The sequence below is a fragment of the Paraburkholderia sp. SECH2 genome (genome assembly GCF_030464795.1).
GTDB lineage: Bacteria > Pseudomonadota > Gammaproteobacteria > Burkholderiales > Burkholderiaceae > Paraburkholderia > Paraburkholderia aspalathi.
Genome location: NZ_JALPRH010000009.1, coordinates 207,991 through 230,065, shown reverse-complemented (window position 1 = coordinate 230,065; position 22,075 = coordinate 207,991). Strand labels below are relative to the sequence as shown.

The window sequence follows — 22,075 nt, the reverse complement described above, 5'->3', positions numbered from 1 at the left end:
ATGGGTACAACATTCAATCGCGCTTCCAATCGTGCGTCCACATTCGATTCGCTGCGAGCACCGATGAAGCGGGGCGCTTTGTGGCTCGCGGTCTTCCTTGTCATGGCGGTCATCTGCCTGCCTGGCCTTTGGGTCATGCTCAACGCTTTCCGCTCGAATGTCGCGATCCTGTCCAACCAGTCGTTGCTCGATTCCGGCAGCTATACGCTCGATAACTTCCGCAATGTGTTCGGCTTTGGTGGAATGGCGTCGCTGCCGATTCGTCAGTATTTCGTGAACTCGGTGGTGATTTCTCTGGCGAGCACGATTGCTGCGATCGTAGTCGGGGTGGCCGGTGGTTATGCGTTTGCGCGTTTCGAGTTCCGCCACAAGAAGCTGTTGTTCGTGGTGCTGATGCTTACGCGTGCGATTCCGGGCATCGCGCTCTCGCTACCGATCTTCATGTTGTGGGCGTGGACAGGTCTGCTCGACACGCATATCGGCGTGATCATCGTCTACCTCGCGATGAACGTGCCGTTCACGGTCTGGCTGATCGACGGGTTCTTTCGCGAAGTGCCGGCGGAACTGGCCGAGGCCGCTCAGATCGACGGCTGCAGCCGCTGGCAGGCGTTCTGGCATATCGAACTGCCGCTCGCCCGCTCGGGGGTGGCGTCAGCGGCGATCTTTGCGTTTCTGACGAGTTGGAACGAGTTCGCGCTGGCGTCGCAACTGTGCCGCAGCCCCGATACCAAAACGCTGCCTGTCGGCTTGATGGACTTTACAGCGCAATTCACGGTGGACTGGGCCGGCATGTGCTCGATGGCCGTGATCATCATTATTCCGGCCATCATCCTTACGTTTATCGTTCAGAAACACCTGATCGCAGGTCTCACGCTTGGCGGCGTCAAAGGATAGAACAACCATGACCCACATCGAAACCGTAGAAATCCGGCAGGTCGACCTTCAGCCGAAAGTGCGGCGCACGGATGCCATTCAGTCCTTCGTCGTTCAGGAAACAGTGCTGGTCACGATCCGTTGTAGCGACGGCAGCGAAGGCACAGGCTACACATACACGATCGGCACAGGCGGCTCGTCGATCGTCGCGTTGCTGCACGACCATCTGGCGCCGCAGTTGATCGGACGCAATCCCGCGGAATATGAAGCGATCTGGCGGCATCTGTTCTATCACACGCACGCCACGGCGGTCGGTGCGATCACGAGTCTCGCGCTGGCCGCGATCGATACCGCGCTGTGGGATCGCAATACGCGTGCGGCCGGACTGCCGTTATGGATTGCCGCGGGTGGTGCGAAGCCACGCGTGCGGACTTATACGACGGAAGGCGGCTGGCTGCACCTGTCGGAGAGCGAACTTGTCGAGCAGACCTTCCAGGCGCAGGAGGCGGGATTCTGCGGCGCGAAGGTGAAGGTCGGGCGACCACATCTTTCCGAAGACGTGCGGCGACTTGTGGCCGTGCGGGAAGCGGTAGGCGACGATTTCGAGCTGATGGTCGACGCGAATCAAGGCTTCACGCTTTCTGAGGCGCTGCGGCGAGCACACGCGTTCGAGCCACTGCACCTCGCATGGCTGGAGGAACCGCTGCCCGCTGAAAACATTGCCGGCCATCGGCAACTGAGCGCAGCCACGGCGGTGCCGGTCGCGGTCGGCGAATCGATATATCATCCCGCGCAGTTCGCCGAATATATGAAGGCAGACGCCTGTTCGATTGTGCAGGCGGACGTTGCGCGCGTCGGTGGGATCACGCCGTGGTTGAAGATCGCTCATTTTGCCGAGGCAATGAACATCGCGATCTGCCCGCATTTCCTGATGGAACTGCACGTGAGCCTGTGCGCGGCGGTGCCGAATTCCGGGTGGGTCGAATACATCCCGCAGATCGACACCCTCACGCGTTCGCGTGTGAAGATCGAGCGGGGGTATGCGGTCGCGCCGGACGAGCCAGGTCTTGGCATCGATTGGGACTGGGACGCGATTCGTGCGAGCCTGCACGTACATAAGTCGATTGGTACGCCCGCCGGGCGTGTCGCGGCCGCAGGCAGATGATGGACTGCGCGCAGCCTGAGAGAGGCGCGGTGACGGGCGCGCACGAGCGGTCTGCTCCGTTGCGCGACCTTTGGAGAACCTGATGAAACGTTGCCTGATGTTGGACCTCAAGGATTCCGCCGATCTGATTGCCGAGTACGAAACCATGCATCGCGTGATCTGGCCGGAGGTGGCGAATTATCTGCGCACTCAGGGTGTCACGAGTATGGAAATTTTCCGTTTGGGCACCCGGCTGTGCATGCTGATGGAGACAGATGACGCAATCTTCAGCGCTCAACGGTTTGCGGATGCTGAGGCAAATGATTCCGTGCTGAAGGAATGGCAGAGTCTGATGTCGAAATTTCAGGCCCCAACGCCGTGGACCCCGCCCGGTGAGAAATGGGTCGACGCGGCGCTTATTTTCGATTTGTCGCGACAACCATGATGGGGCGCTCGTAGGCGGGTCGTATTAGCGCCGAACCCAGGCGGGCGGTGGAATCACCCAAGAATTGGATGAGCGCCACCGGTGCGTGTGGGAGCTTGAATCGAGAGCGTCTGCTCTGAGGGCAGGATTTCAACTGCCAGTGTCGAACCAAAGCTACCGACCAAACGGACATGCAGTCCGACGGAAAGACCTATCCCGCTCTTTCCCTACACCTTTGTAGGACATCTACCCATCGGAGCCGTAAAGGGCGCGCGCGATAATCGCCTGTAACACACTAGCTGGTCGGCAAATCCGTAAAGATCATGCCTGGTCTTTTCTATTCGAAAATTGGCGGGATTCTTAGATTGCTTGCAATCCCGATGGCAATATTCGCACCGCCGGTTTCGCAAAGCCTTTCGGCCGATCAACGTGTCGATCTGACCGCGGGCGCTTTCTGTTCGGCGCGAAACGGTCCTGGGTTTCAGCTACCCAACGAAGTATCTGTCCAGCCGATCCGGCCCCTTCCGACTGATGGCATTCGTAAGGAAAGTGCTATACGGGCCCGCTATCCACTGGATAGTATCCTCGAAAAATTTTGACTAGCCATGAAGCTCCGCGCCCACAAACACTCTGTCGCATGGCTTGGCCTCATCGCCATGTGGCTCGTCGTTGTCGCGCCGCTCGTGAGCCAGTTGCTGGTTGCGTCCCGCGCCCATGAGCCGGGCAGCGCCATTTGTTCGGCAGTCGGCAGTGACGCTCCCGCTGCACACCACGCGTCTGCGGACAAGCTTGCAGCGTGTGGGTACTGCGATCTCGTCTCTCATCATGTAGCGGCGCTGAGCGTCCCTCCGGCCGGCCTCATTGCAATGCTATTGTTAGCGGTTGCGCAAGTATCGGCGCCGCCCCTGTTTGTCCCTCACGCCGCCGCGTTTCCATCCGGCCGGCCTCGCGATCCTCCCGTCCTTTCCTAGTCGTCGCACTTGCCGACCGAAGCGTCAGCCTGCTTCGTAATCAGGCCGTCGCGGCCGCCTGTCGTCTCAGGAAAACACGCACGTCTTTCCACCCGAGGAGGGGAGGCGCGCGTCCGTATCGAGCGGAGAGGAAACCATGTCTACCAGCCAGAACGCGCTATTGCGCTGCGCGCTGCCTTTCGTTATGGCCGCGATCTTTCCCATTGCGGCTCGCGCATGCGCCACTTGCGGCTGCTCCTTGAGCACCGACGCAGCGATGGGCTATTCCGCCGCTCCAGGCTGGCGAATCAACATCGAATACGACTTCATCAACCAGAACCAGTTGCGCAGCGGTTCCGGTTCGGTGTCGAACACACAGCCCGCCAGTATCAATGACGCCGGCGGCAGCCAGGAGGTGGAGCGTCAGACGATCAACCGATACATCAATCTCGGCATCAGCTATAGCCCCGGCGCGAGCTGGAACTTCAGTGCTCTCATCCCTTACATTTACCGTAGCCACACGACGTACGGCAACGCGACGACGGATCAGCTCACTCCTGACAATGTGAGCGGCGCAACCAGCAAAGGCTTGGGAGACATCAAGCTGATCGCCAGCTATCAGGGGTTTCTGCCACTGCGCAATCTTGGAATACAGCTCGGTGTCAAGTTACCCACGGGGCGGTACGGTGGTCAGAACGTCAATACGGGTGCAACCGTTGGGCACAATCCAGTGTTCTTCTCGAACGGCCCCAATGCAGCCGCAGGCCAGGCGCTAGACACCAGCTTGCAGCCCGGCACTGGCAGTACTGACATTATTGTCGGTGCCTACTATTACCGGGCGATCAGCCAGAACTTCGACGCGTTCATTAACGGGCAATTCCAGTCCGCAATCGTGGAAAATCTCGATCACGCTGGCGCGACATACCGCCCGGGGAATCTGGCCAGCTTGAGCGTGGGACTGCGCTATGAGGCGAACCCGAAGTGGGTTCCGCAGTTGCAGATCAACGTCACCCGCAAGAGCCACGACCAGGGCACGCTCGCGGATACTGCGAATACGGCGGGAACGGTCGTTTATGTCAGTCCCGGCATCACCGTCAACCTATGGAAAAACCTCGAGGTGTATGGCTTCGTGCAGCTCGCGATACACAGCAAACTCGACGGTTATCAGTTGTTTCCACGCTGGACCGGTAATCTGGGGATGAGCTATGCGTTCTGACGTAATGCGAGCGCCGCTGGCGCATACAGACGCCGTCTCCTCGACATCGACCGCGCGTCGGGCGTGGTTGCGTGCGGTGCTTGCATTGTCTCTAGGGGCGAGCGCGTTGGGCCGACCCTCCGCGCCCCGCGCTGACATGCTTGCCGTCGGTCAACCCGCACCGTCGCTCGTCCTTCATACGCTCGATGGCCGGAACATCAGCACCGCCGATCTGCTCGGCAAAGTGATCATTCTGACGTTCTGGGCTACCTGGTGTGAGCCGTGCCGTGACGAACTGCCTCTTTTGTCCGCCTACGCCGCGCGCAATGCGGATCGAGGGCTGCAAGTGCTCGGGTTCAGTCTGGATGGGGCCGACAATCTGTCTGCGGTTCGCGAGGTTGCAGCGAGCTTGAGCTTTCCAGTGGGGCTGCTGGGCAGCGCCTGGGCAGGCGATTATGGGCGCATGTGGCGCATTCCTGTGAGCTTCACGATTGGACGTACGGGTCTCCTGGTGGACAACGGATGGGACGACAAATATCCCGTTTGGACATCCGAGCGCCTGCAACGCGTTATCACGCCACTTTTGAGGCAATAGATGCGTAAGTGACGGATGCGAAGAGCAAACGCCGCCCGGACGTCCCCGGTGGCGAGCGTTATTGTCATGACTCGGCACACTGCGGTGTGTGGTTCGACGTTTTCGTGCGTGCCTGATCAGAGCCTCTCGAGAACCTCAAGAAAGAGCAATATGCCGATCAAGAAGCCAATCCATCTTACCGTGGTCATGAGACTAGTGAGCCGAACAGTCAGTGAGTTCACGGCGTCCGCGACAGGGTTTGCCGTTAATTCATCACCGCGGCCGCCGCTCGCCGTCGCGGTACGCAATTGAGCCGCTGCCAGGTCAATACGAAGGTGGGTGACGTAGCCAATTGCGATTTCCGGACATTCAATTGCGCCGTCGCTTTTGCTGGGCCTGAGAAAAAGGTTCGGCTCGCGCTGAGGGTCAGCTAAAGCACTTTCGGCTGTGTAGAGGTGCCGCAGCGCCAGTCCCAGCTCGACTGCGCCAAACTGTCCATCGGACATCGCCTTCGAAAGCGCATGTATACAGGCTTCGGGAATGTGGCAGGCGAGCCACCACTGATCGGGTTCACCAGTCTCGGCGTCGGCCCGATTGGCGCCGAGACGAGCAGTACCGAGCGGCACGTCGGAAAACGAAATGCCGAGTTCGTCCTCCAACTCGCGCAGACCTAACCGGTCAGCCTTGCTGACGTCGCGTGCCTCGAAGGACACCTCGACAGTGCGCATCGCGTGTCCAGCGTCGCCAATGATCGACAGTTCCTGGCCATCGAGGCGCGCCACTCCATGCAGCGAGGTGGAAAGTGTTGGTTGCTTGTCTGCGTCCAGAGGCTCTGCGAGCTGTTGCGTCACATGAAGCTGTTCCAGCCTCAACCACATTGACCTGGCCGGAAAATATGTCTGCCTCTCGCCATCCAATCCAACATGTTCGAGGGTGTGATCCTTCCGCTCAACTAATTCCGTCGCGACGTTTTTTTCCAAAAACTCCATGGCGCTCCCCACTCGTGATTGCGTCAAACCCTTGGGCGATAAAGGACAAGGGTGTGGGTGTCCGCCTGAGCGCATGGTCAAAGCGCCGACGGTTGCGTATTGCAATGCAGCATGCGGATGGTAGGAATTCTACCCATCCGAACGTTTGGTCGATATTAGGAAGAGCACACATAAATTGCAATTTCTTTCTAGGCCCACTCTAGCCAGCCAGATCTGAAGAACGTCACTGGGTTTGCCCTACCGCAAGTGTAGGGGGGTGACCCATCCCAGGCTCCGTCGCTCTTGTTCAGAATCCAGATACGGGCTGATGTAACAACGTAACCAGCCCGCATTCGCAGTAGAGCATGACGTCCGGCGCGTATCGCACCGGCTGACCCCTGGGACGGAGGTCATATGTTCAGTACCCGCGCTTATCGCAGCAGTGTTGCCGCGCTGCTGTTCCTGCTATTTGCAGTTCCTTCGTTCGGCCAGTCGTTCCGGGTGCAATGCCCGCCGACCACGCCGGCGCATCCGACGGCGCTGCCGCCCGGTACGGGGGAGCCCGCCTATACCGGGCCGTCCTACACCGGACAGACCTCCACGTCGACAGGCGTCGTCAACGGCGCGATCAAGTGCCAGCAGATCTCGGGCGGCGATGGTTACGCCACGATGGCGAACGGCGTGCAGACCTATCTGTTCGCTTTTGGCCCGTTGTCCGGGCTTGCCGACATCAAGGCCGGTCTTCCGGGCACCGAGTTCGCCTCGGTGTTCAACACAGTCGGCGACCCAAGGTCGGACCCGACCTACAACGGTGCGGTCGGCCTCGTGCCTGATCCGGAGTCTGTGCCTCCGGGCCAGTTGACCGGCCATGTCGATCCACGCCCCATCATGGATATCGGCGTGATGAACGGCAACGAGCCGGCGCCGACGATGGCGATCGACGAGGACGACGAGTTCTTCCTCACGCTGACGAACGTCGGGATGATCATGCGCCCCGATCTGTTCGAGCAGCACACGGTGCACTTCCATGGCTATCCGAACGCCTCGTCGTTCTATGACGGCGTGCCGGATGCGTCGGTGGCGATCAATATCGGCGCGAGCTTCACGTACTACTATCTCGCGCCGGACGCGGGCACCTACTTCTGGCATTGCCACATCACGCCGCCAGAGCACCTGCAGATGGGCATGGTCGGCCAGATCTTCGTGCGGCCGCGCCAGAACCGCGTTCCCGGCGGTGCGTCGCTGTACAGCTCGCTGCAGCAGCAGCAATTGGATCTGCGCACGAAATGCGGCACTGACATTCTGTGCACGACACCGCTGCCACCTGCGAACAGCGTTCTCCACGTCAACAACAAGAGCGGCAAGCCGACGCTCTACGCGTACAACGACGGCGACGGCTCGACGGCCTACGACGTCGAATATCCGGTGCAGATACACGGTTTCGATCCGAACTTCCACTTCATCGGCATGACGTTCAATCCGGAGCCGTTCACCGACATGAAGGACAAGTTCTTCATGTTGAACGGGCGCAGCTATCCGGACACCGTGAATTCGAACCCGCTGTCGACGACGGTGGCGGATGGCACGCAGCATTTTTCGCAACCGCTGCCGACGCTGATCAACATTCCGGCTGGTGGCAAGGCACTGCTGCGGATCTCAGACCTCGACGTGACGGAGTTTCAGACGCTGGCGTCGCTCGGCATCCCGATGCACGTGGTCGGTGTCAACGCTCGCTTGCTGCGCGACATGTCCGGCAACGACCTGACCTACAACACGAACTCGATCACGCTGGGCGGCGGCGAATCGATTGACGTGATCCTCGACGCCAGCGACACGACGAAATATAAGCCGGGTGCGATCTTTTACCTGTACACCCCGAATCTCGATCACCTGGCCAACGACCAGGAAAACTTCGGCGGCTTGATGACCGAGGTCCACATCTGCAACGCAGTGGACCCGACCAAGAAGTCCTGCACCTAGGAGAAGAGCCGTGGGACACATCAATCACAACACATGGATCGCCACGCTCGCGCGCCTTGGGCGGCTTGCACGGTTCGGCGCGGCGATGCTCGCCACGCTCGTCTGCATGCACGCGCAAGCCGCCGCGCCCGGCATCACGGGGACGCACTTCGACCTGAGTGCCGAGGCAAATCGCATCACCCAACCCGACGGCGCGAGTGTCTATTCGTGGGGCTATGGATGCCGCACGGCGCCGGCCGGCTTTTCGCCGTCCACGATCGCGGGCGCGAACTGTCCGAGCATGCAGATTCCCGGTCCGACGCTAATCGTGAAGCAGGGCGATGTCGTCACGGTGACGCTCACCAATAACCTGCCGGCGGCGGCGGGCAACACGTCGATCCTCTTTCCGGGATTCCAGGTCTGCGCCGCGGCACTGAACCCCGACGGGACCTGTCCCGCCGCGCTCACCGGCTCGCCGGGATTGCTGACCCGCGAGGCCGCCCACGGCAGCACGGTGACGTATAGCTTCGTTGCGGCGACGCCTGGCACGCACGCTTACTACAGCGGCACGCAGGGCGATCTGCAGATCGAAATGGGCCTGTACGGCGCGATCATCGTTTTGCCGACCTCCTCACCGGGCACGGTTGCGGTGCCTGCTGGTTGCCGCGCGGTCGCGGCGACGCTGCCCGATGGGCAACCCGATTTCCGCAATGCCGGCGCGGCTTATAACCACAGCGCAGCCTGCTATGACCGTGAGTATCTTTTTCAGTTCTCCGAAATTGATCCGCGCATTCATGCGCAGGCGGAACAGCAGGCGGCGAACGCGTGCACGGCGCCGAACGGCTGCATGACCGTCGAGACGGAACCCTACCACCCGGCCTATTTCATGGTTAACGGCCGATCGATGCCGGACGACATGGACCCGAACTACGCGGTGCAGTATCCGCATCAACCCTACAACGGTAATCCGCACATGCATCCGGGTGAACTGGTGCTGTTGCGGATCATCGGCACCGGCCGCTGGCAGCATCCGTTCCACGAGCACGGCAATCACGTGCGGGTGTTGGCGCGCGATGGAAACATGATCCTGAGCAAGACGGACCCGACCAAGGTGGCCGGACCGCTGCTGTTCACGACGACCACGACGCCGGGCCTCGCGATGGACGGAATTTTCTACTGGACGGGCAGGGGCCTGAACTGGGATGTCTATGGACACAAGCCCGGCGACCTGTACACCGATACCGATCCGAAATACGCGGCTTATCTCGGCAAGCCAGTTGTCTGCATCCCGGACGTGAACGGCTACTACACGGCCGACCCGCTGGCGCCGAACTACTACGAGTGGTGCGCCGATCACGGCAAGGCACTCGAAGCGCATCCGTTCGGCAACGTGGGTAGCGGCGGGCCGGTCACCCTGCCGGACTCGCACGTGCTGACTAACGGCTTCTGGTATGGCGGCAGTCCTTATCTTGGGCCCGACGCGACCGTACGCGCCACTGCGCCCACCGGGACCACACCGCCGAGCGGGACGGTCGTGAATCCACCCACGACAGAAGCAGGCTTCGCATTCATGTGGCACTCGCATAACGAGCGCGAGATCACCACGAACAACATCTTCCCAGGCGGAATGATGATGATGATGCTCGTCGATCCACAAGTTTTCCTGATTGACGAATCCAATTAGAGGCGGGGAGAAGCGCGATGAGATCCACTCAGTTTAAGGCGACCCTCTTCGACGTGTTCAAGGCAGGGGTCACGGCGTCGATTCTGCTGACTGCCAGCAGCATATCTTGTGCTCAAGTCGTCAATCTGACAGCGAAGGCGACGACGGCCACGCTGCCCGACGGGCAGGCGGTGCCGATGTGGGGCTACACCTGTACGCCGGCTGCGGTTGCGCCGGCGACCTGCGCGGCCGCCAATCCGGGCGCCGGAGCGAACTGGTCGCCTGTGGTGATTACCGTGCCGCCAGGACCGCTGACGGTCAATCTCACCAATAGCTTGCCCGGTGCCGTGCCGACCTCGCTCGTCGTTGTTGGACAGTTGGGTGGCGGCCTGGGGACGACGGCGACGAACATGCCGAGTCCGCCGCATCCAACGCAAACCGCGACGACCTGGCCGATTGCCAGCAGTGCGAGCGGCGCGACCTTTACGCCACCAGCGCAGGGCCCTCGGGTCCAGTCGTTCGCGACCGAGGTGGCGACCGGCAAGACTACGGCGCTCACCTGGAGCAACCTCAACCCGGGCACCTATCTGATCGAGTCGGGAACGCATCCGTCAATCCAGGGGCCGATGGGGCTATACGGCGTGCTGGTGGTGAAAGCGCCGGTCGGCGGCACCGTAAGCTGTCCGGTAGCGTCGCAGCGGTATCAGGCTTATACGAATCCGGCTATCTGCTATGACGCCGACGTACCGCTCGTGCTGAGCGAAATCGATCCCGTGCAAAACACAGCCGTCGCAGCGGCGGTGACGACGGCGGGCTTCAGCGAAACCCTGGCGTGGTCGGGTCAGCCCGGCGGCTGCGGCGATTCGAAGTCGACGGCGTTCGGCACCTGCTATCCGCCGACCGTGAACTACGATCCGCGCTACTACCTGATCAACGGCGTCGCCTTCGACCGGACCAATCCCGGCGGCTCATCGTTTGCCGCTACCGCGCCCGTTGCTACGGGCCAGGTGCTCATGCGTTTCGTGAATGCAGGTTTGCGGATGCACGTTCCGTCGGTAGTCGGTGCACAAACCGGCAATCCTGTCGCTTCCGGTTTCTCGCTGATCGCCGAGGACGGCAATGTGTTGCCCGGCAATCCGCGAGTCCAGTCTGAAGTGTTTCTGGCGGCCGGCAAGACCTACGACGTGATGATGAACGCACCGGCCACAGGCGCAACGGCGCTTCCGGTGTTTGACCGCGAACTGAGCCTGTCCACCAACAATCAGCGTGACGGCGGGATGCAGGCCTACATCGCCGTCAATGGCGGCGCGCTGCCGACGTCGGGTGCGGCGAATCAGAATGCGATTGCCAATTCCTCCACCTACTTCTTTGTCCCTGGCACCACGCTGACCGTGTCGGACCCGGCCAAGGGCGTGAAAGCCAAGGACGTGAATGTTTACGGCGTGGAGGTCAAGACAACGACCACCGGCGGCGCGCTGACGCTGAACCCGGACGGCACGTTCGTCTATGTGCCGAATGCCGGTACGACAGCTGACAGCTTTGTGTATCAGGCCAACGGCAATCCCGCGGTATCGGCGACGGTCACGCTGTCGGCCTGCAGCGCCGGCAATGGCTGTCTGTCCGGCCCGCCGGTGGCCAGCAATGGCGCTTACGTCAGCAACATCGCGTCGCGGCTGCAGATCGGCGCGCCCGGCGTGCTGGCCAATGCCTCGGATCCGAAGGGGCTGCCGCTCACCGCAGCGATTTCGGGGGCAGTGACAGGCGGGACCGTCACGCTGAATCCGGACGGATCGTTCACCGCGATTCCGACGACGCCGCCGGTCGGCAGCAGTGCGACTGCCACCATGACGTTCAAATACACGGCAAAGAATTCGCAGAACACGTCGAGCACCGCCGCGACCGTGACGGTGACGTTCAAGGGCGGCAGCGGACTTATCGTCAAGCCGCTTGACGCGCCGAGCATGGCGCCGGGCAAGACCGCGGTTCAGCTTGCCGACTACCGCTGGATCATCGAGGAAGACCGTACGTTCCAGATCGATCCCGCATGCCAGACGACCGCGACAACGCGCCCGGCTAGCTGCCCGCCGCTGCCGGTTCCCAGCCTGGGCGCCAATTTCCACACCAGCTACATGCCGGTGGTGGCAGCAGGCTGTGTCGGCAAGGTCGCCTGCGAGTCGGGGCAAACCGTGTACGACCCGGCGAGCAACTCGCACTTGCCGGCCGTGTGCGATATCGGCAACGGCGTGTGCCGTACGACGGCTGCGCAACAGGTGCCGGTCAATCCGGCGCAGGTGTCGCTCGATCCGACCAAGCACTATTACATCTCGATCTTGCCAGGGGACGCCGGTAACAGCTTTGGGAATGGTGCAGGCACGCCGCAACCGGTCAATCCGGCGAACCCGAGCGGGCCGCAAAGACAGTTCGATATTTCCAAGGACTGCCCGTCGGGTCCCGGCGGCGCGGATTTTGCGCCGGGCACGGGTAAGTGCGGCCACACCATGGGCGGCGCTCCGATCGCACCCGGACAGACCACCGTCAACGTGCTGCTGCAGGAGACGCCGCTGGCGACCGCGAAGGTCTCGGTGTTCGTTTTCGAAGACGACGCTCCGCTGAATGGCGAAGTGGACGTCAGCGGCGGCACCGACACGTTCGGCACGGCGCGCGAACCGGGACTCGGCGGATTCGAAATCAAGCTCTTCGACGACGCGGGCGGCACTGGTGACGCGACCGGACAGATGACCTACGACATGTTCAACATGCCGCTGTCCAATTCCTTGCAGGGGACCATCGATCCGATCTCGGGGCTCAATGCCTGCCCGATTTCGACGTCGACCGACGGTCTCGTCGGCATGGTCCCGACGTGTCCGAAATTCGAGTCGGATGGCAAGACGATTTCGCCGCTCGTCGGCCAGGCCATCATTGCCAACCTGATGCCCGGCCGGTACGGCGTCGTCGCGACGCCGGCAGCCGACCGGATCGGCAGGGGCGAGGAATGGCTGCAGACGAACACGCTGGACGGACAGAAGGCACACGACGCGTTCATCAAGGTGGGTGGGCCGGCTTACTTCCAGGAGTTTGGGCCCGCAGGCTTTCACGTGGCGGTTGGTTTTGCCAACCCGAAAATTATCAATGCCCGTCTGCCGATTCTGTGCGCGGGCGCGACATGCAACAACGGGCTCAAAGGCAGGGTAACGAACCTGCACTACAGCCGTCCGCCAAACGAGAATCTGTATGGCGCCGGCTCGCGCACCTCGCTGAGTTTCACGCAATGCTATATCAGCGTCGGCGATCCGGACGGCGAGGATGTTGCGTTCACCAAGTGCAACGCCGACGGGACGTTCAGTTTTAGCGGCTTGCCCGCAGGCACGTTCAGAATCACGATCTTCGATCAATGGAACGATCAGATCGTCGACGGGCTCGCAACGGCGGTGCAACTGGCGGGCGGCCAGACCACGGATGTCGGGGATATTTCGGTGCTCCAATGGCACACGAATCTCTATACCCGGACCTTCATGGACCTGAACGGCTCGGGTGTCTCGCAGGCGAGCGATCCGGGGCTCGCGCTGGTACCGACCAATATCCGCTTCCGCGACGGCAGCTATTCGAACTTCAACAACACGGACATGAACGGCTATGCGTCGTTTAACGAAGTGTTTCCGTTGTTCAACTGGTACGTCGTCGACACCGACGAAACGCGCTTCAAGCAGACTGGCGTGCATGTGGTGTACGACGCGGGCGGCCCGCCCGACGGCACACCCGGCGGCGGCACCTCGACCATTGCTGCCAATTACGCCAACACGCTGGAATCAGCGACCTCGCACCTGCCGACGAATTTGCGGGTGCCAGGAGCGGTGTATTGCAACGATGCGGACTGCAAGGACCGCTCGGGTACGACTCCTTCGACCGGCAGAGTCGATCCGCCATGGGTAACCACGATGGGTTGGCAGGGCTTCTCCGGGCAGAGTTCCTTCATCGAGTTTGGCAAGGCGCAGTTTGGCGCGACTGAAAACGGCGGCATCCGGGGCGAAGTCATCTATGCATCGACGCGGCCGTTCGACGATCCATCGCTCCTGATCCACACGAGCTGGACGCCAGACGTGCCGAACGTCACCGTGAACCTGTATCAGGAGGGCATTGCGGCGGACGGCACCACCAGCCTGACGCTGGTCGACACGACGAAGACCGCCAGCTGGGATGACTGGGCGCAGGGCTTCCGCACCGACGGCGTGCCGAACATGAACTGTCCGGGACAGGAGACCACCGACCCGTTCTTCTTCACGTTGAAGGACACCACCCAGTGGCTCGACGCGCAGCATCGTGCGTTGCCGGCGCATTCGCAGTTCAAGTGCTACGACGGCATGCACGCGTTCAACCAGCTGCAGCCCGCGCCGTACGACGGCATGTACAAATTCCCCAGCGTGACTGGCCGGAATACGACGACCGGCAAGCCGACCGCGACGAACTGCACGGTCTGTGTGGCCAATCCTTCGGGCGACGGTACGCAGATGCTGCCGGCCGGCAAGTATGTGGTCGAAGTGATCGTGCCGCCGGGCTACGAACTGGTGAAGGAGGAAGACAAGAATATTCTCATCGGCGACAACTACATTGCACCGGTGACACAGCAGTTTGCTGGTCTGGGCAACATCTTCATCCTGCCCGACCAGGCCGCGGTGAACTCCACCTATAACCGCAACAACGGGCAGAATCCGACCGGGAATCTCGGCTCCAACACCTTTCCCCGGAATGAGGGCGACACGGGCAGCATTGAATCGTTCTGGCCTTGTGTCGGTGAATTGCGCATCGTGCCCGACTTCATCAGCCTGTTCCCGGGCTCACAGGAAGTCGCGCCTTTCGCGGGCGCCTCGCGGAACCTGTGCGACCGCAAGGAAGTGACGGTGTCCAACCAGATGACGGCGCTGGCGAAGTTCTGGATCTTCAGTTCGACGCACGTCGCCGCGCACTACACCGGCTTCATGCTGGATGACTTCTCTTCGGAGTTCGATCCGTATTCGCCGCAATTCGGCGAAAAGTTCGCGGTGCCGAACGTGCCGATCTCGATGAAGGATTTTGGCGGCAACGAAGTCGCTCGCACCTATACGGATCAATGGGGCATCTTCAACGGCTTGAACTATTCGACCTGGCAGGTCAATCCGCCGAACCCGACCGGCTATGCACCGACGATGATGGTCGCCTGCATGAACGATCCTGATATGCCCGATCCGGCGCATCCCGGCCAGACGATTCGCGATCCTCTGTTCAACCCGGCATACAGCCAGTTCTGTTACGAGATTCCGTTCATGCCTGGACAGACCCAGTACATGGATACGCCAGTGGTGCCGGTCTCGGCCTTCGCGGATGGCTACAACCAGCCGGACTGCGCGTACCCGGATGCCACGCCGGCGATCTCGAGCGTAACGGGCGACCCGATCAGCGGCGGCTCCGGACCGTGGGTCAGCGCTCCACTGCACACGCTGACCATCAACGCGCAGGGCAACGCGCAGGTGCCGAACCATGCCTACACGGGGCCGGCCGCGACCACCGCACCGTTCAACCAGAAGTTCCTCACGCGGCACTATGGCTTCGGGGCACAAAAGGGAACGGGATCGGTGACGATCGGCGGCGTGAATGCAATCGTGCAGTCATGGAGCGACACGCAGATCAAGGTGCTGGTGCCGATCCTGCTGCCGACGCAGTCGAGCTGCACGATCCAGCAGCGCGGCGTGCTGAACCCCACGTTCTGTGGTGAACTCGTCATCACGGCAGGCAACGGCAAGCGCTCGATCGACACGGTCACGGTCACGATCGGCGGCAAGACGCCAACCTATGTGAGTGGCGAGAACGCGACGAGCAACGCGATTCAGACCGCGATCGACAAGGCGGCCCCGGGCGACATGATCGTCGTCGGTCCGGGCGTCTATAACGAAATGCTGCTGATGTGGAAGCCAGTCCGCTTGCAAGGTGTCGGCGCGACCGCGGTGACCGTCAACGCGAACACCCACCCGTCGGGCAAGATGGACCCGTGGCGCAGACAGGTTGGCTGTCTCTTCGGCGATGCATTGAACGGCGGCCTGATTTCGTCGAGCAATCCGTACGATCCGACTGGCACGTATTCCTGTTCGACCGCGATGCAGCGCAAGGTGGATGCCATACCGCTCGAACCCGCCTCGGGATGGGATTTCAACCTCAACGGAAACCTGGCTGAACTGCTGATCGAGCCGACGCTGATGGGCGCGTATGAAGGTGCGGCCATTACCGTGCTCGCCAAGGGCGTAAAGGACGTGACGGTGGGCGGCGTGGCGCAACCCGACCCGAACTGCACGGCGAACGGCATTTGCACGCCGCTCACGGGACCGACCCTGCTTCAGCCGAACCCGCCGGATTGCACGAACTACCCGAGCAACTTCCTGTGCAATCCGTCGCGTATCGACGGTATGACCTTCACCAACAGTTCGCAAGGCGGCGGCGGGATCTTCCTGCACGGCTGGAACCATTACACGGAGGTCTCGAACAACCGTGTCTTCGCCAACGCAGGGACGCTCACAGGCGGTATCACGGTAGGCCAGGTGGAAACCGCCGATGCGGCCATCGCTGCGAACGGCGTCACGCAGTTGCCGTTCCTGCTCAACCAGCATGTGAACATTCACCACAACTCGGTGACGTCGAATGCTTCGTACGGCGACGAAATAAACTCGACCACGCCTTCGTCAGCGGGCGGCGTGACCTTCTGCACCGGTGCCGACTACTATCACTTCAACTACAACTGGGTCTGCGGCAACATGAGTGCCGGCGACGGTGGCGGTGTCGCGCACTTCGGGTTCAGCTACAACGGCGACATCTCGCACAACTGGGTGTTGTTCAACCAGAGCAACAACCCGACGCTGCCCACCTACGGTGGCGGCATCATCGCCCAGGGCGTACCGCCTGACGGCACGTTCTGCGAGAACGCTACGGTGGACACCGATTGCGCGCCTGAGCTTTCAGACGGCATTGGCCCGAAGCTTGTGATCGACGGCAATCTGATTGTCGGCAACACGGCGGAAAGCGGCAAGGGCGGTGGCCTGCGACTTCAGAACGTCAACGGTACCGATGTGCAGCGCAGCCCGAGCAACCCGAGCGCGTGGTATTCGGTTCAGGTGACCAACAACATCATCGCGAACAACGTAGCCGGTTGGGCGGGAGGCGGTGTCTCGCTGCAGGATGCGGTGGCCGTGAACTTCGTCAACAACACGGTCGTCGCCAACGACTCGACAGCGTCCGCAGGCGTGCTGTTCAACACGCCCGCGGCCACCCAGGCCAACGTCGGGCCGCCGAACTGCACGACGGTGGGATCGGAAACGACGTGCTCGCCGATCACGACGTCGACTTTCGAGCCGGCTGGGCTGGAGACCGCGCGCCACACGCAGAATTTCATTGTCGCGTTCACCAATCCGGGCGTGGCGTGTCCGGCGGGGTTGCCCAACTGCACGACGTTCTCGAACCCGGTGCTGACCAACAATGTCTTCTGGCAGAACCGTACGTTCTATATCACCGTGGGAGGAAAGAATCCGAATATCGCGGGCCTGCAGAACGCGGTCACGTTGAACCCGTCGTTGAATCAGGCAGGCAAGGCGACCGGCTTCTGCGATCCGAACGCAGTCTATTGGGACATTGGCGCGTTCGGCGACACCTCGGCCAGCAGTCGTCAAGCGGCTTTGACGATGCACCCGCAGTACTCGATTCTGACTGACGCCGCTGACTACCCGGGGGCGCACAACAGCAATCTGAATCCGGCGGTGGTGCACCAGTACTGCAACGGTTCGCGTGTGCCGCCGGAAGCCGGCGGAATCGGTATCACGGTGCCTCCGGGCATTGCCGATACGGTTCTTCCGAATCCGCTGTTCACCCTGATGCCGTCGGCGACGCCGGATGAAGGCAATCAGTGGATCAACATGTCGTACGGTCCGTTGTCGCTGTTCAACGAAGCGCTCACGTCGGGCATGACCGGCTACAACGTAGTACTGGGCAACTACTCGATCAATACCGGTTCGCCGGCAATCAATGCCGGCACGGCGACCGGTGCGCCGAATCATGACATCTTCGGCACGTCGCGGCCGCAGGGGTTCGGATACGACATCGGCGCAGTCGAGTTTGTGCAGCCAGGCCTGTTCGGCGGCGGCACCCCGATCGATCCGCTTGCGTTGGGCGGCTCGTCGGACGGCCTGCTCAGTCTGCTCGGCCTCGTCCAGGGGTTGACGCCGAAGCCGGCCGTGACACCGCCAGCGGCGGCACCGCTGATCCCGGCGCAGACGCAGCCGCCGGTCGTCAAGTGAGAGGGGCGCAGCAATGAAACTTTGCTTCTCCGTGATGAGGCCGGCGCTGCGGTTTGCGAGCAGCGTCTGTCTGGCCGCGGCCCTGGTTCAAGGGGCCGCCGCCCAGCAGAGCCCACCGGCAGCGCCCACGCTCAGGCACTCGCCGTATTTGCCGGTGAACATGTCGCAGCATGCGAAGAACTACTACGGGATGATGAAGGGCATCGACAACCTGAGCGTGCGCAGCACGGCATCGGGCAATCTGATTCGCTTCAGCTATCGCGTGACGGATCCGGTGGCGGCACATCTGCTCGGCGAGAAGAGCGCCACCGCCTATCTATACGGCGAAGCCAGTCACGCGCTGCTCGAGATTCCGGTCATGGACAAGATCGGCCAGCTTCGCCAGACCGGTCCGCTCGAAGCCGGGCAGGAGTACTGGATGGTGTTTTCCAACAAGGGCTGTCCGATCAAGCCCGGCGAGCGCGTCGACGTATTCATCGGTTCGCTTCATGTCGACGGACTGATTGTCGAATGATCGCGGCACGGCGATTTGCAACACAAATGGGGGAGGTGACTCATGTCTCGATTTCTTTTGAAGGCGATTTCGGCGGCCTCAGTGGCCGGTGTTCTGGCATCCGGCCCGGCTGCATTCGCGGCCTCGACCGCAGGAACGGCACAAGCCGCGGCGGCGAGTCACTTGAGTGCGGCGCAGATCGTCGAGCGGAACATCGCGGCACGCGGTGGGCCTCAGGCGTGGCACGCGGTCAATACGATCACGATGTCGGGGCAGATCGAAGCAGGTGGCACGAAGAACACCAGGCTGCCGTTCACGATGACGATGAAGCGGCCGAACAAGAGCCGCTTCGAGATTCGCTTCAAGGAGCAGACGGCGTTTCAGGTATACGACGGCGCGCAGGGCTGGAAGGTCAGGCCCTTCCTCGGACGCAACGAAGTCGAACCGTATACCCCTGCAGAGGCTAAATCGGCAGCGGCATCGGCTGACCTGGAAGGGCCGCTGATCGACTATGCGAGTAAGGGCTCGCGGGTCGAAGCGCTCGGCATGGAATCTGTCGAGGGACATCGCGCGTACGTCCTGAAGTTGACGCAGAAAGACAATACGTCGCGCCGCATCTGGATCGACGCAAGCAGTTTTCTCGAACTGAAGATCGATGGCGAACCACGCAAGCTCGATGGGCGGATGCACAACGTCGCCATTTTCTACCGCGATTACAAGAAAGAAAATGGGCTCGTCATTCCGCACACGCTGGAAACCGCAGTCAGCGGTGTCAAGCCGACGCACAAGCTGATGATCGAGCACGTCACGGTGAATCCGCCGGCGGACGACACCCTGTTCGCGAAACCGCAACTGGCCATGGCCAAAGTGCCGGGCCAACAGCCACAAGCGACTAGCCACTAGCCAACATCCGTGCGAGGTCCACTGCCATGACACGAATCGCACTGTGGGTGCTCATCGGCTGCCTGACGGCGGCGGTGTACGCGAGCGAGCAGATACCGGAGCACGATCTGAGCCCGGATCAGATCGTCGAGAAGAACGTCGCCGCGAGGGGCGGGCTCGACGCATGGAGGAAGATCCAGACGATGGTCTGGGTCGGGCACGTGGATAGCGCGAATACACCCGCGGAGGAATTGCCGTTTGTCCTCGCGCTAAAACGTCCGAACATGACACGCTTCGAGATAACCGTGCTCAACCGGCGGGCTGTCAGAATGTTCAACGGCAAACAGGGCTGGAAAGTGAGTCCGAGCGCCACGGGCATTGGGGAAGCGCGGCCGTACACCATGGACGAGCTGAGGTCGGCGCACGACGAGCAGGTCATCGATGGCTTGCTGATCGACCATCAGGCGAAGGGTGTCGATGTTGCGCTTGAAGGTGTCGAAAAGGTCGACGGACACGAGGCTTACCGCCTCGGCGTAAAGTTGCCTTCTGGTGTGACCCGTCATGTGTGGGTCGACGCACAGAGCTTTCTTGACGTGAAGTACGACCGCGCGGTGCGGGGCCCTCACGGGCCGATCACCGTTGAAGTGAAGTACAGCGACTACAAGAACGTCGAGGGTTTGCAGATACCGTTCACGATCGAAAGCGGTGTGGTGGCGGCCGGCAAGAGCGACAAGCTGACGATCGACAAGGTGTCGCTCAATCCGCCGCTTGACGATGGGATGTTCGCGAGACCGGCCTCGCAAGGCTGGCACAGTTCGGTCTCGATCAACGCCGAGCCGTCGCCGTCGACGCCGCCCGCCCTGAGCCGGCCGAGCCCCTAGCCATGGACCGCGCCCGGGTTAGCCGACGTGCCATCGCGCGGGTACGATCGCTCGCGGCGCTCGTGTTCATTCAATGTGCCTTGTTCGCCGCGTTGACGGTGCCGGTGGGCAAGGCGAACGCTGCCCCGTCAACGCCGCAGGTTACGTCAGGGAACACGGGGGAAGCGATCTTCCAGAAAGGCGTGCTGGGTTCGGGTGACCAGCTCGAGGCGATGCACGACGGTGGCGTGAACCTGCGAGGCACCGCCGCGGCCTGCATGAATTGCCATCGGCGCAGTGGCCTCGGATCCAGGGAGGGGAATAACAACATCCCGCCGATCACTGACCGTTATCTGGTCCATCCTCGCGCGGACAGTCCCGACGATCTCGACATTCCCTACATTCCCGGCATGCGAACCAATCGCGAGCCTTACACCGATGCGACGATTGCAAGAGCAATACGCGAAGGGCTTGACTCGGAAGGCAAGCCACTCAGCAATCTGATGCCGCAGTACGCGCTGAACGACACCGACATGGCAGCGCTGATCGGCTATCTGAAGCACCTCGATCGACGTGCGTCAACGGGTGTCACTGACACGGTGCTGCACTTCGCGACGATCATCACGCCGGATGCGGACCCCGTGAAGCGACGCGGCATGCTCGATGTGCTCAAACAGTACTTCGATGACAAGAACGTATTTCCGCTCGGTGCGACGCCGCCGCTGCGCTCTTCGCGCAAGATGATGTTCATGGTCAATCGTCGCTGGGAGTTGCATGTTTGGGAGCTGAGCGGACCGCCGTCGACGTGGCATGAACAGTTGAAGCGCTATCTGGCGGAGCAGCCGGTGTTTGCGGTGCTGTCGGGACTCGGCGGCAAGAACTGGGCGCCGGTTCACGAGTTCTGCGAGCAGGAGGCCGTGCCGTGCCTTTTTCCCAACGTGGAAGTGCCGGTCGAAACCGACCAGGATTTCTATTCCGTGTATTTTTCGAAAGGCGTGCTGCTCGAGGCGGCGTTGCTCGCCAGGCGGATTCTCGACGAAGGCAGTGGCAAGCCCATGCAAGCGAAGCCAAAGGTCTGGCAGGTCTATCGCACGGGCGACAGCGGCGAACGGGGTGCAGAGGCGCTTGCTGCGGCATTGAAGGGCCATGGCGTCGCGGTGTCGAGCCGCGCTCTTGCGCCAGGCGACAGCGTTGCGCGTTCCCTGCGCGGAATTTCGCGGCCCGACGTGCTGGTGCTATGGCTGCGTCCGCCCGATGTCGAGGCGCTTGGGCATTTGCCACCGCCTTCGGACACCGTGTTCATGTCGGGGCTGCTGGGCGGGCTCGATAGCACACCGTTGTCGGCGAGCTGGCGCGGCGTCACGCGCCTCGCGTATCCATTCGACTTGCCAGACGGACGGCGTGTCCGTGTCGACTATGCATTCGGTTGGTTCTCGATTCGCAAAATCCCGATGGTCGCCCCGCAGGTCCAGGCGGACACCTATCTCGCATGCGGTTTACTGGCGGAGACGCTTGGTCATATGGTCGATGCGTTCGAGAGGGATTACCTGATCGAGCGCATTCAGGACATGCTTGAACGCCGCATCCTGACTGGCTACTACCCGCGCCTGACACTGGCGCCAGGGCAGCGCTTCGCGTCGAAGGGCGGCTATATCGTCCGCTTTGCCGGGCCCGACCGAGTCAGGCTCGTTGCCGACGGGGCCTGGATGGTGCCGTGACGATGTCGTGAGACGAGGCGTGGACCGGCGCGCAAGAACTCACGAGACGCTATCGCCTGCGCG

Annotated in this window: 14 protein-coding genes; 13 read left to right on the top strand and 1 reads right to left on the bottom strand. The window is 61.7% G+C overall.

Translation table 11 applies throughout. From position 1 onward, the window contains the following. Nucleotides 1-63: 63 nt before the first annotated feature. The 6 genes from M0D66_RS17975 (at nucleotide 64) to M0D66_RS17950 (ending at nucleotide 5,181) form a co-directional block, all read left to right on the top strand. Complete coding sequence (locus M0D66_RS17975) at nucleotides 64-894, top strand: carbohydrate ABC transporter permease (protein ID WP_211705549.1); 831 nt, start codon at nucleotides 64-66, stop codon at nucleotides 892-894. 7 nt (nucleotides 895-901) lie between these two features. Next, nucleotides 902-2,038 (top strand): mandelate racemase/muconate lactonizing enzyme family protein, encoded by a 1,137-nt coding sequence (locus M0D66_RS17970; RefSeq protein WP_200622401.1) that lies wholly within the window; start codon nucleotides 902-904, stop codon nucleotides 2,036-2,038. Nucleotides 2,039-2,120: 82 nt separating this feature from the next. Further along, the gene (locus tag M0D66_RS17965) at nucleotides 2,121-2,462 is read left to right on the top strand and encodes an L-rhamnose mutarotase (RefSeq protein ID WP_211705646.1); all 342 of its coding nucleotides are present in this window, start codon (nucleotides 2,121-2,123) and stop codon (nucleotides 2,460-2,462) included. Nucleotides 2,463-3,046: 584 nt separating this feature from the next. Then, nucleotides 3,047-3,412, top strand: a complete 366-nt coding sequence (locus M0D66_RS17960; protein WP_200622402.1) for a DUF2946 domain-containing protein — start codon at nucleotides 3,047-3,049, stop codon at nucleotides 3,410-3,412. A 136-nt stretch (nucleotides 3,413-3,548) separates the two neighbouring features. Beyond that, nucleotides 3,549-4,607 (top strand): transporter, encoded by a 1,059-nt coding sequence (locus M0D66_RS17955; protein ID WP_211705547.1) that lies wholly within the window; start codon nucleotides 3,549-3,551, stop codon nucleotides 4,605-4,607. Beyond that, nucleotides 4,597-5,181, top strand: coding sequence for a TlpA disulfide reductase family protein (locus M0D66_RS17950; RefSeq protein WP_093633303.1), 585 nt, complete (start codon nucleotides 4,597-4,599; stop codon nucleotides 5,179-5,181). The genes M0D66_RS17955 and M0D66_RS17950 overlap by 11 nt, the downstream gene beginning before the upstream one ends. 116 nt (nucleotides 5,182-5,297) lie before the next feature. Here M0D66_RS17950 and M0D66_RS17945 read toward each other — a convergent pair whose 3' ends face one another. Beyond that, nucleotides 5,298-6,149, bottom strand: coding sequence for a hypothetical protein (locus M0D66_RS17945; protein WP_200652017.1), 852 nt, complete (start codon nucleotides 6,147-6,149; stop codon nucleotides 5,298-5,300). 393 nt (nucleotides 6,150-6,542) lie between these two features. Between M0D66_RS17945 and M0D66_RS17940 the strand changes: the two genes are divergently transcribed. Genes M0D66_RS17940 through M0D66_RS17910 form a run of 7 tightly spaced genes read left to right on the top strand, consistent with a single transcriptional unit; the run spans nucleotide 6,543 to nucleotide 22,012 of the window. Next, the gene (locus M0D66_RS17940; RefSeq protein WP_211705545.1) at nucleotides 6,543-8,108 is read left to right on the top strand and encodes a multicopper oxidase family protein; all 1,566 of its coding nucleotides are present in this window, start codon (nucleotides 6,543-6,545) and stop codon (nucleotides 8,106-8,108) included. A gap of 10 nt (nucleotides 8,109-8,118) precedes the next feature. Next, nucleotides 8,119-9,771, top strand: coding sequence for a multicopper oxidase family protein (locus M0D66_RS17935; RefSeq protein ID WP_200622505.1), 1,653 nt, complete (start codon nucleotides 8,119-8,121; stop codon nucleotides 9,769-9,771). 17 nt (nucleotides 9,772-9,788) lie between these two features. Then, nucleotides 9,789-18,059, top strand: a complete 8,271-nt coding sequence (locus M0D66_RS17930) for a choice-of-anchor Q domain-containing protein (RefSeq protein WP_211705542.1) — start codon at nucleotides 9,789-9,791, stop codon at nucleotides 18,057-18,059. A gap of 13 nt (nucleotides 18,060-18,072) precedes the next feature. Next, complete coding sequence (locus tag M0D66_RS17925; protein WP_244869692.1) at nucleotides 18,073-18,573, top strand: hypothetical protein; 501 nt, start codon at nucleotides 18,073-18,075, stop codon at nucleotides 18,571-18,573. 42 nt (nucleotides 18,574-18,615) lie between these two features. Then, nucleotides 18,616-19,455, top strand: a complete 840-nt coding sequence (locus M0D66_RS17920) for an outer membrane lipoprotein-sorting protein (RefSeq protein WP_211705541.1) — start codon at nucleotides 18,616-18,618, stop codon at nucleotides 19,453-19,455. A 26-nt stretch (nucleotides 19,456-19,481) separates the two neighbouring features. Then, entirely contained in the window at nucleotides 19,482-20,315 is an 834-nt protein-coding gene (locus tag M0D66_RS17915) for a hypothetical protein (protein WP_211705540.1), read from the top strand. Nucleotides 20,316-20,317: 2 nt separating this feature from the next. Further along, nucleotides 20,318-22,012: a c-type cytochrome gene (locus M0D66_RS17910; protein WP_211705538.1), complete on the top strand. Its 1,695-nt coding sequence runs from the start codon at nucleotides 20,318-20,320 to the stop codon at nucleotides 22,010-22,012. Nucleotides 22,013-22,075: the final 63 nt, after the last annotated feature.

Bases quoted from the DNA above. Each gene is read 5' to 3' on its own strand.
- M0D66_RS17975 (WP_211705549.1), top strand. From the start codon at position 64: ATGAAGCGGGGCGCTTTGTGGCTCGCGGTCTTCCTTGTCATGGCGGTC.
- M0D66_RS17970 (WP_200622401.1), top strand. From the start codon at position 902: ATGACCCACATCGAAACCGTAGAAATCCGGCAGGTCGACCTTCAGCCG.
- M0D66_RS17965 (WP_211705646.1), top strand. From the start codon at position 2,121: ATGAAACGTTGCCTGATGTTGGACCTCAAGGATTCCGCCGATCTGATT.
- M0D66_RS17960 (WP_200622402.1), top strand. From the start codon at position 3,047: ATGAAGCTCCGCGCCCACAAACACTCTGTCGCATGGCTTGGCCTCATC.
- M0D66_RS17955 (WP_211705547.1), top strand. From the start codon at position 3,549: ATGTCTACCAGCCAGAACGCGCTATTGCGCTGCGCGCTGCCTTTCGTT.
- M0D66_RS17950 (WP_093633303.1), top strand. From the start codon at position 4,597: ATGCGTTCTGACGTAATGCGAGCGCCGCTGGCGCATACAGACGCCGTC.
- M0D66_RS17945 (WP_200652017.1), bottom strand. From the start codon at position 6,149: ATGGAGTTTTTGGAAAAAAACGTCGCGACGGAATTAGTTGAGCGGAAG.
- M0D66_RS17940 (WP_211705545.1), top strand. From the start codon at position 6,543: ATGTTCAGTACCCGCGCTTATCGCAGCAGTGTTGCCGCGCTGCTGTTC.
- M0D66_RS17930 (WP_211705542.1), top strand. From the start codon at position 9,789: ATGAGATCCACTCAGTTTAAGGCGACCCTCTTCGACGTGTTCAAGGCA.
- M0D66_RS17925 (WP_244869692.1), top strand. From the start codon at position 18,073: ATGAAACTTTGCTTCTCCGTGATGAGGCCGGCGCTGCGGTTTGCGAGC.
- M0D66_RS17920 (WP_211705541.1), top strand. From the start codon at position 18,616: ATGTCTCGATTTCTTTTGAAGGCGATTTCGGCGGCCTCAGTGGCCGGT.
- M0D66_RS17915 (WP_211705540.1), top strand. From the start codon at position 19,482: ATGACACGAATCGCACTGTGGGTGCTCATCGGCTGCCTGACGGCGGCG.
- M0D66_RS17910 (WP_211705538.1), top strand. From the start codon at position 20,318: ATGGACCGCGCCCGGGTTAGCCGACGTGCCATCGCGCGGGTACGATCG.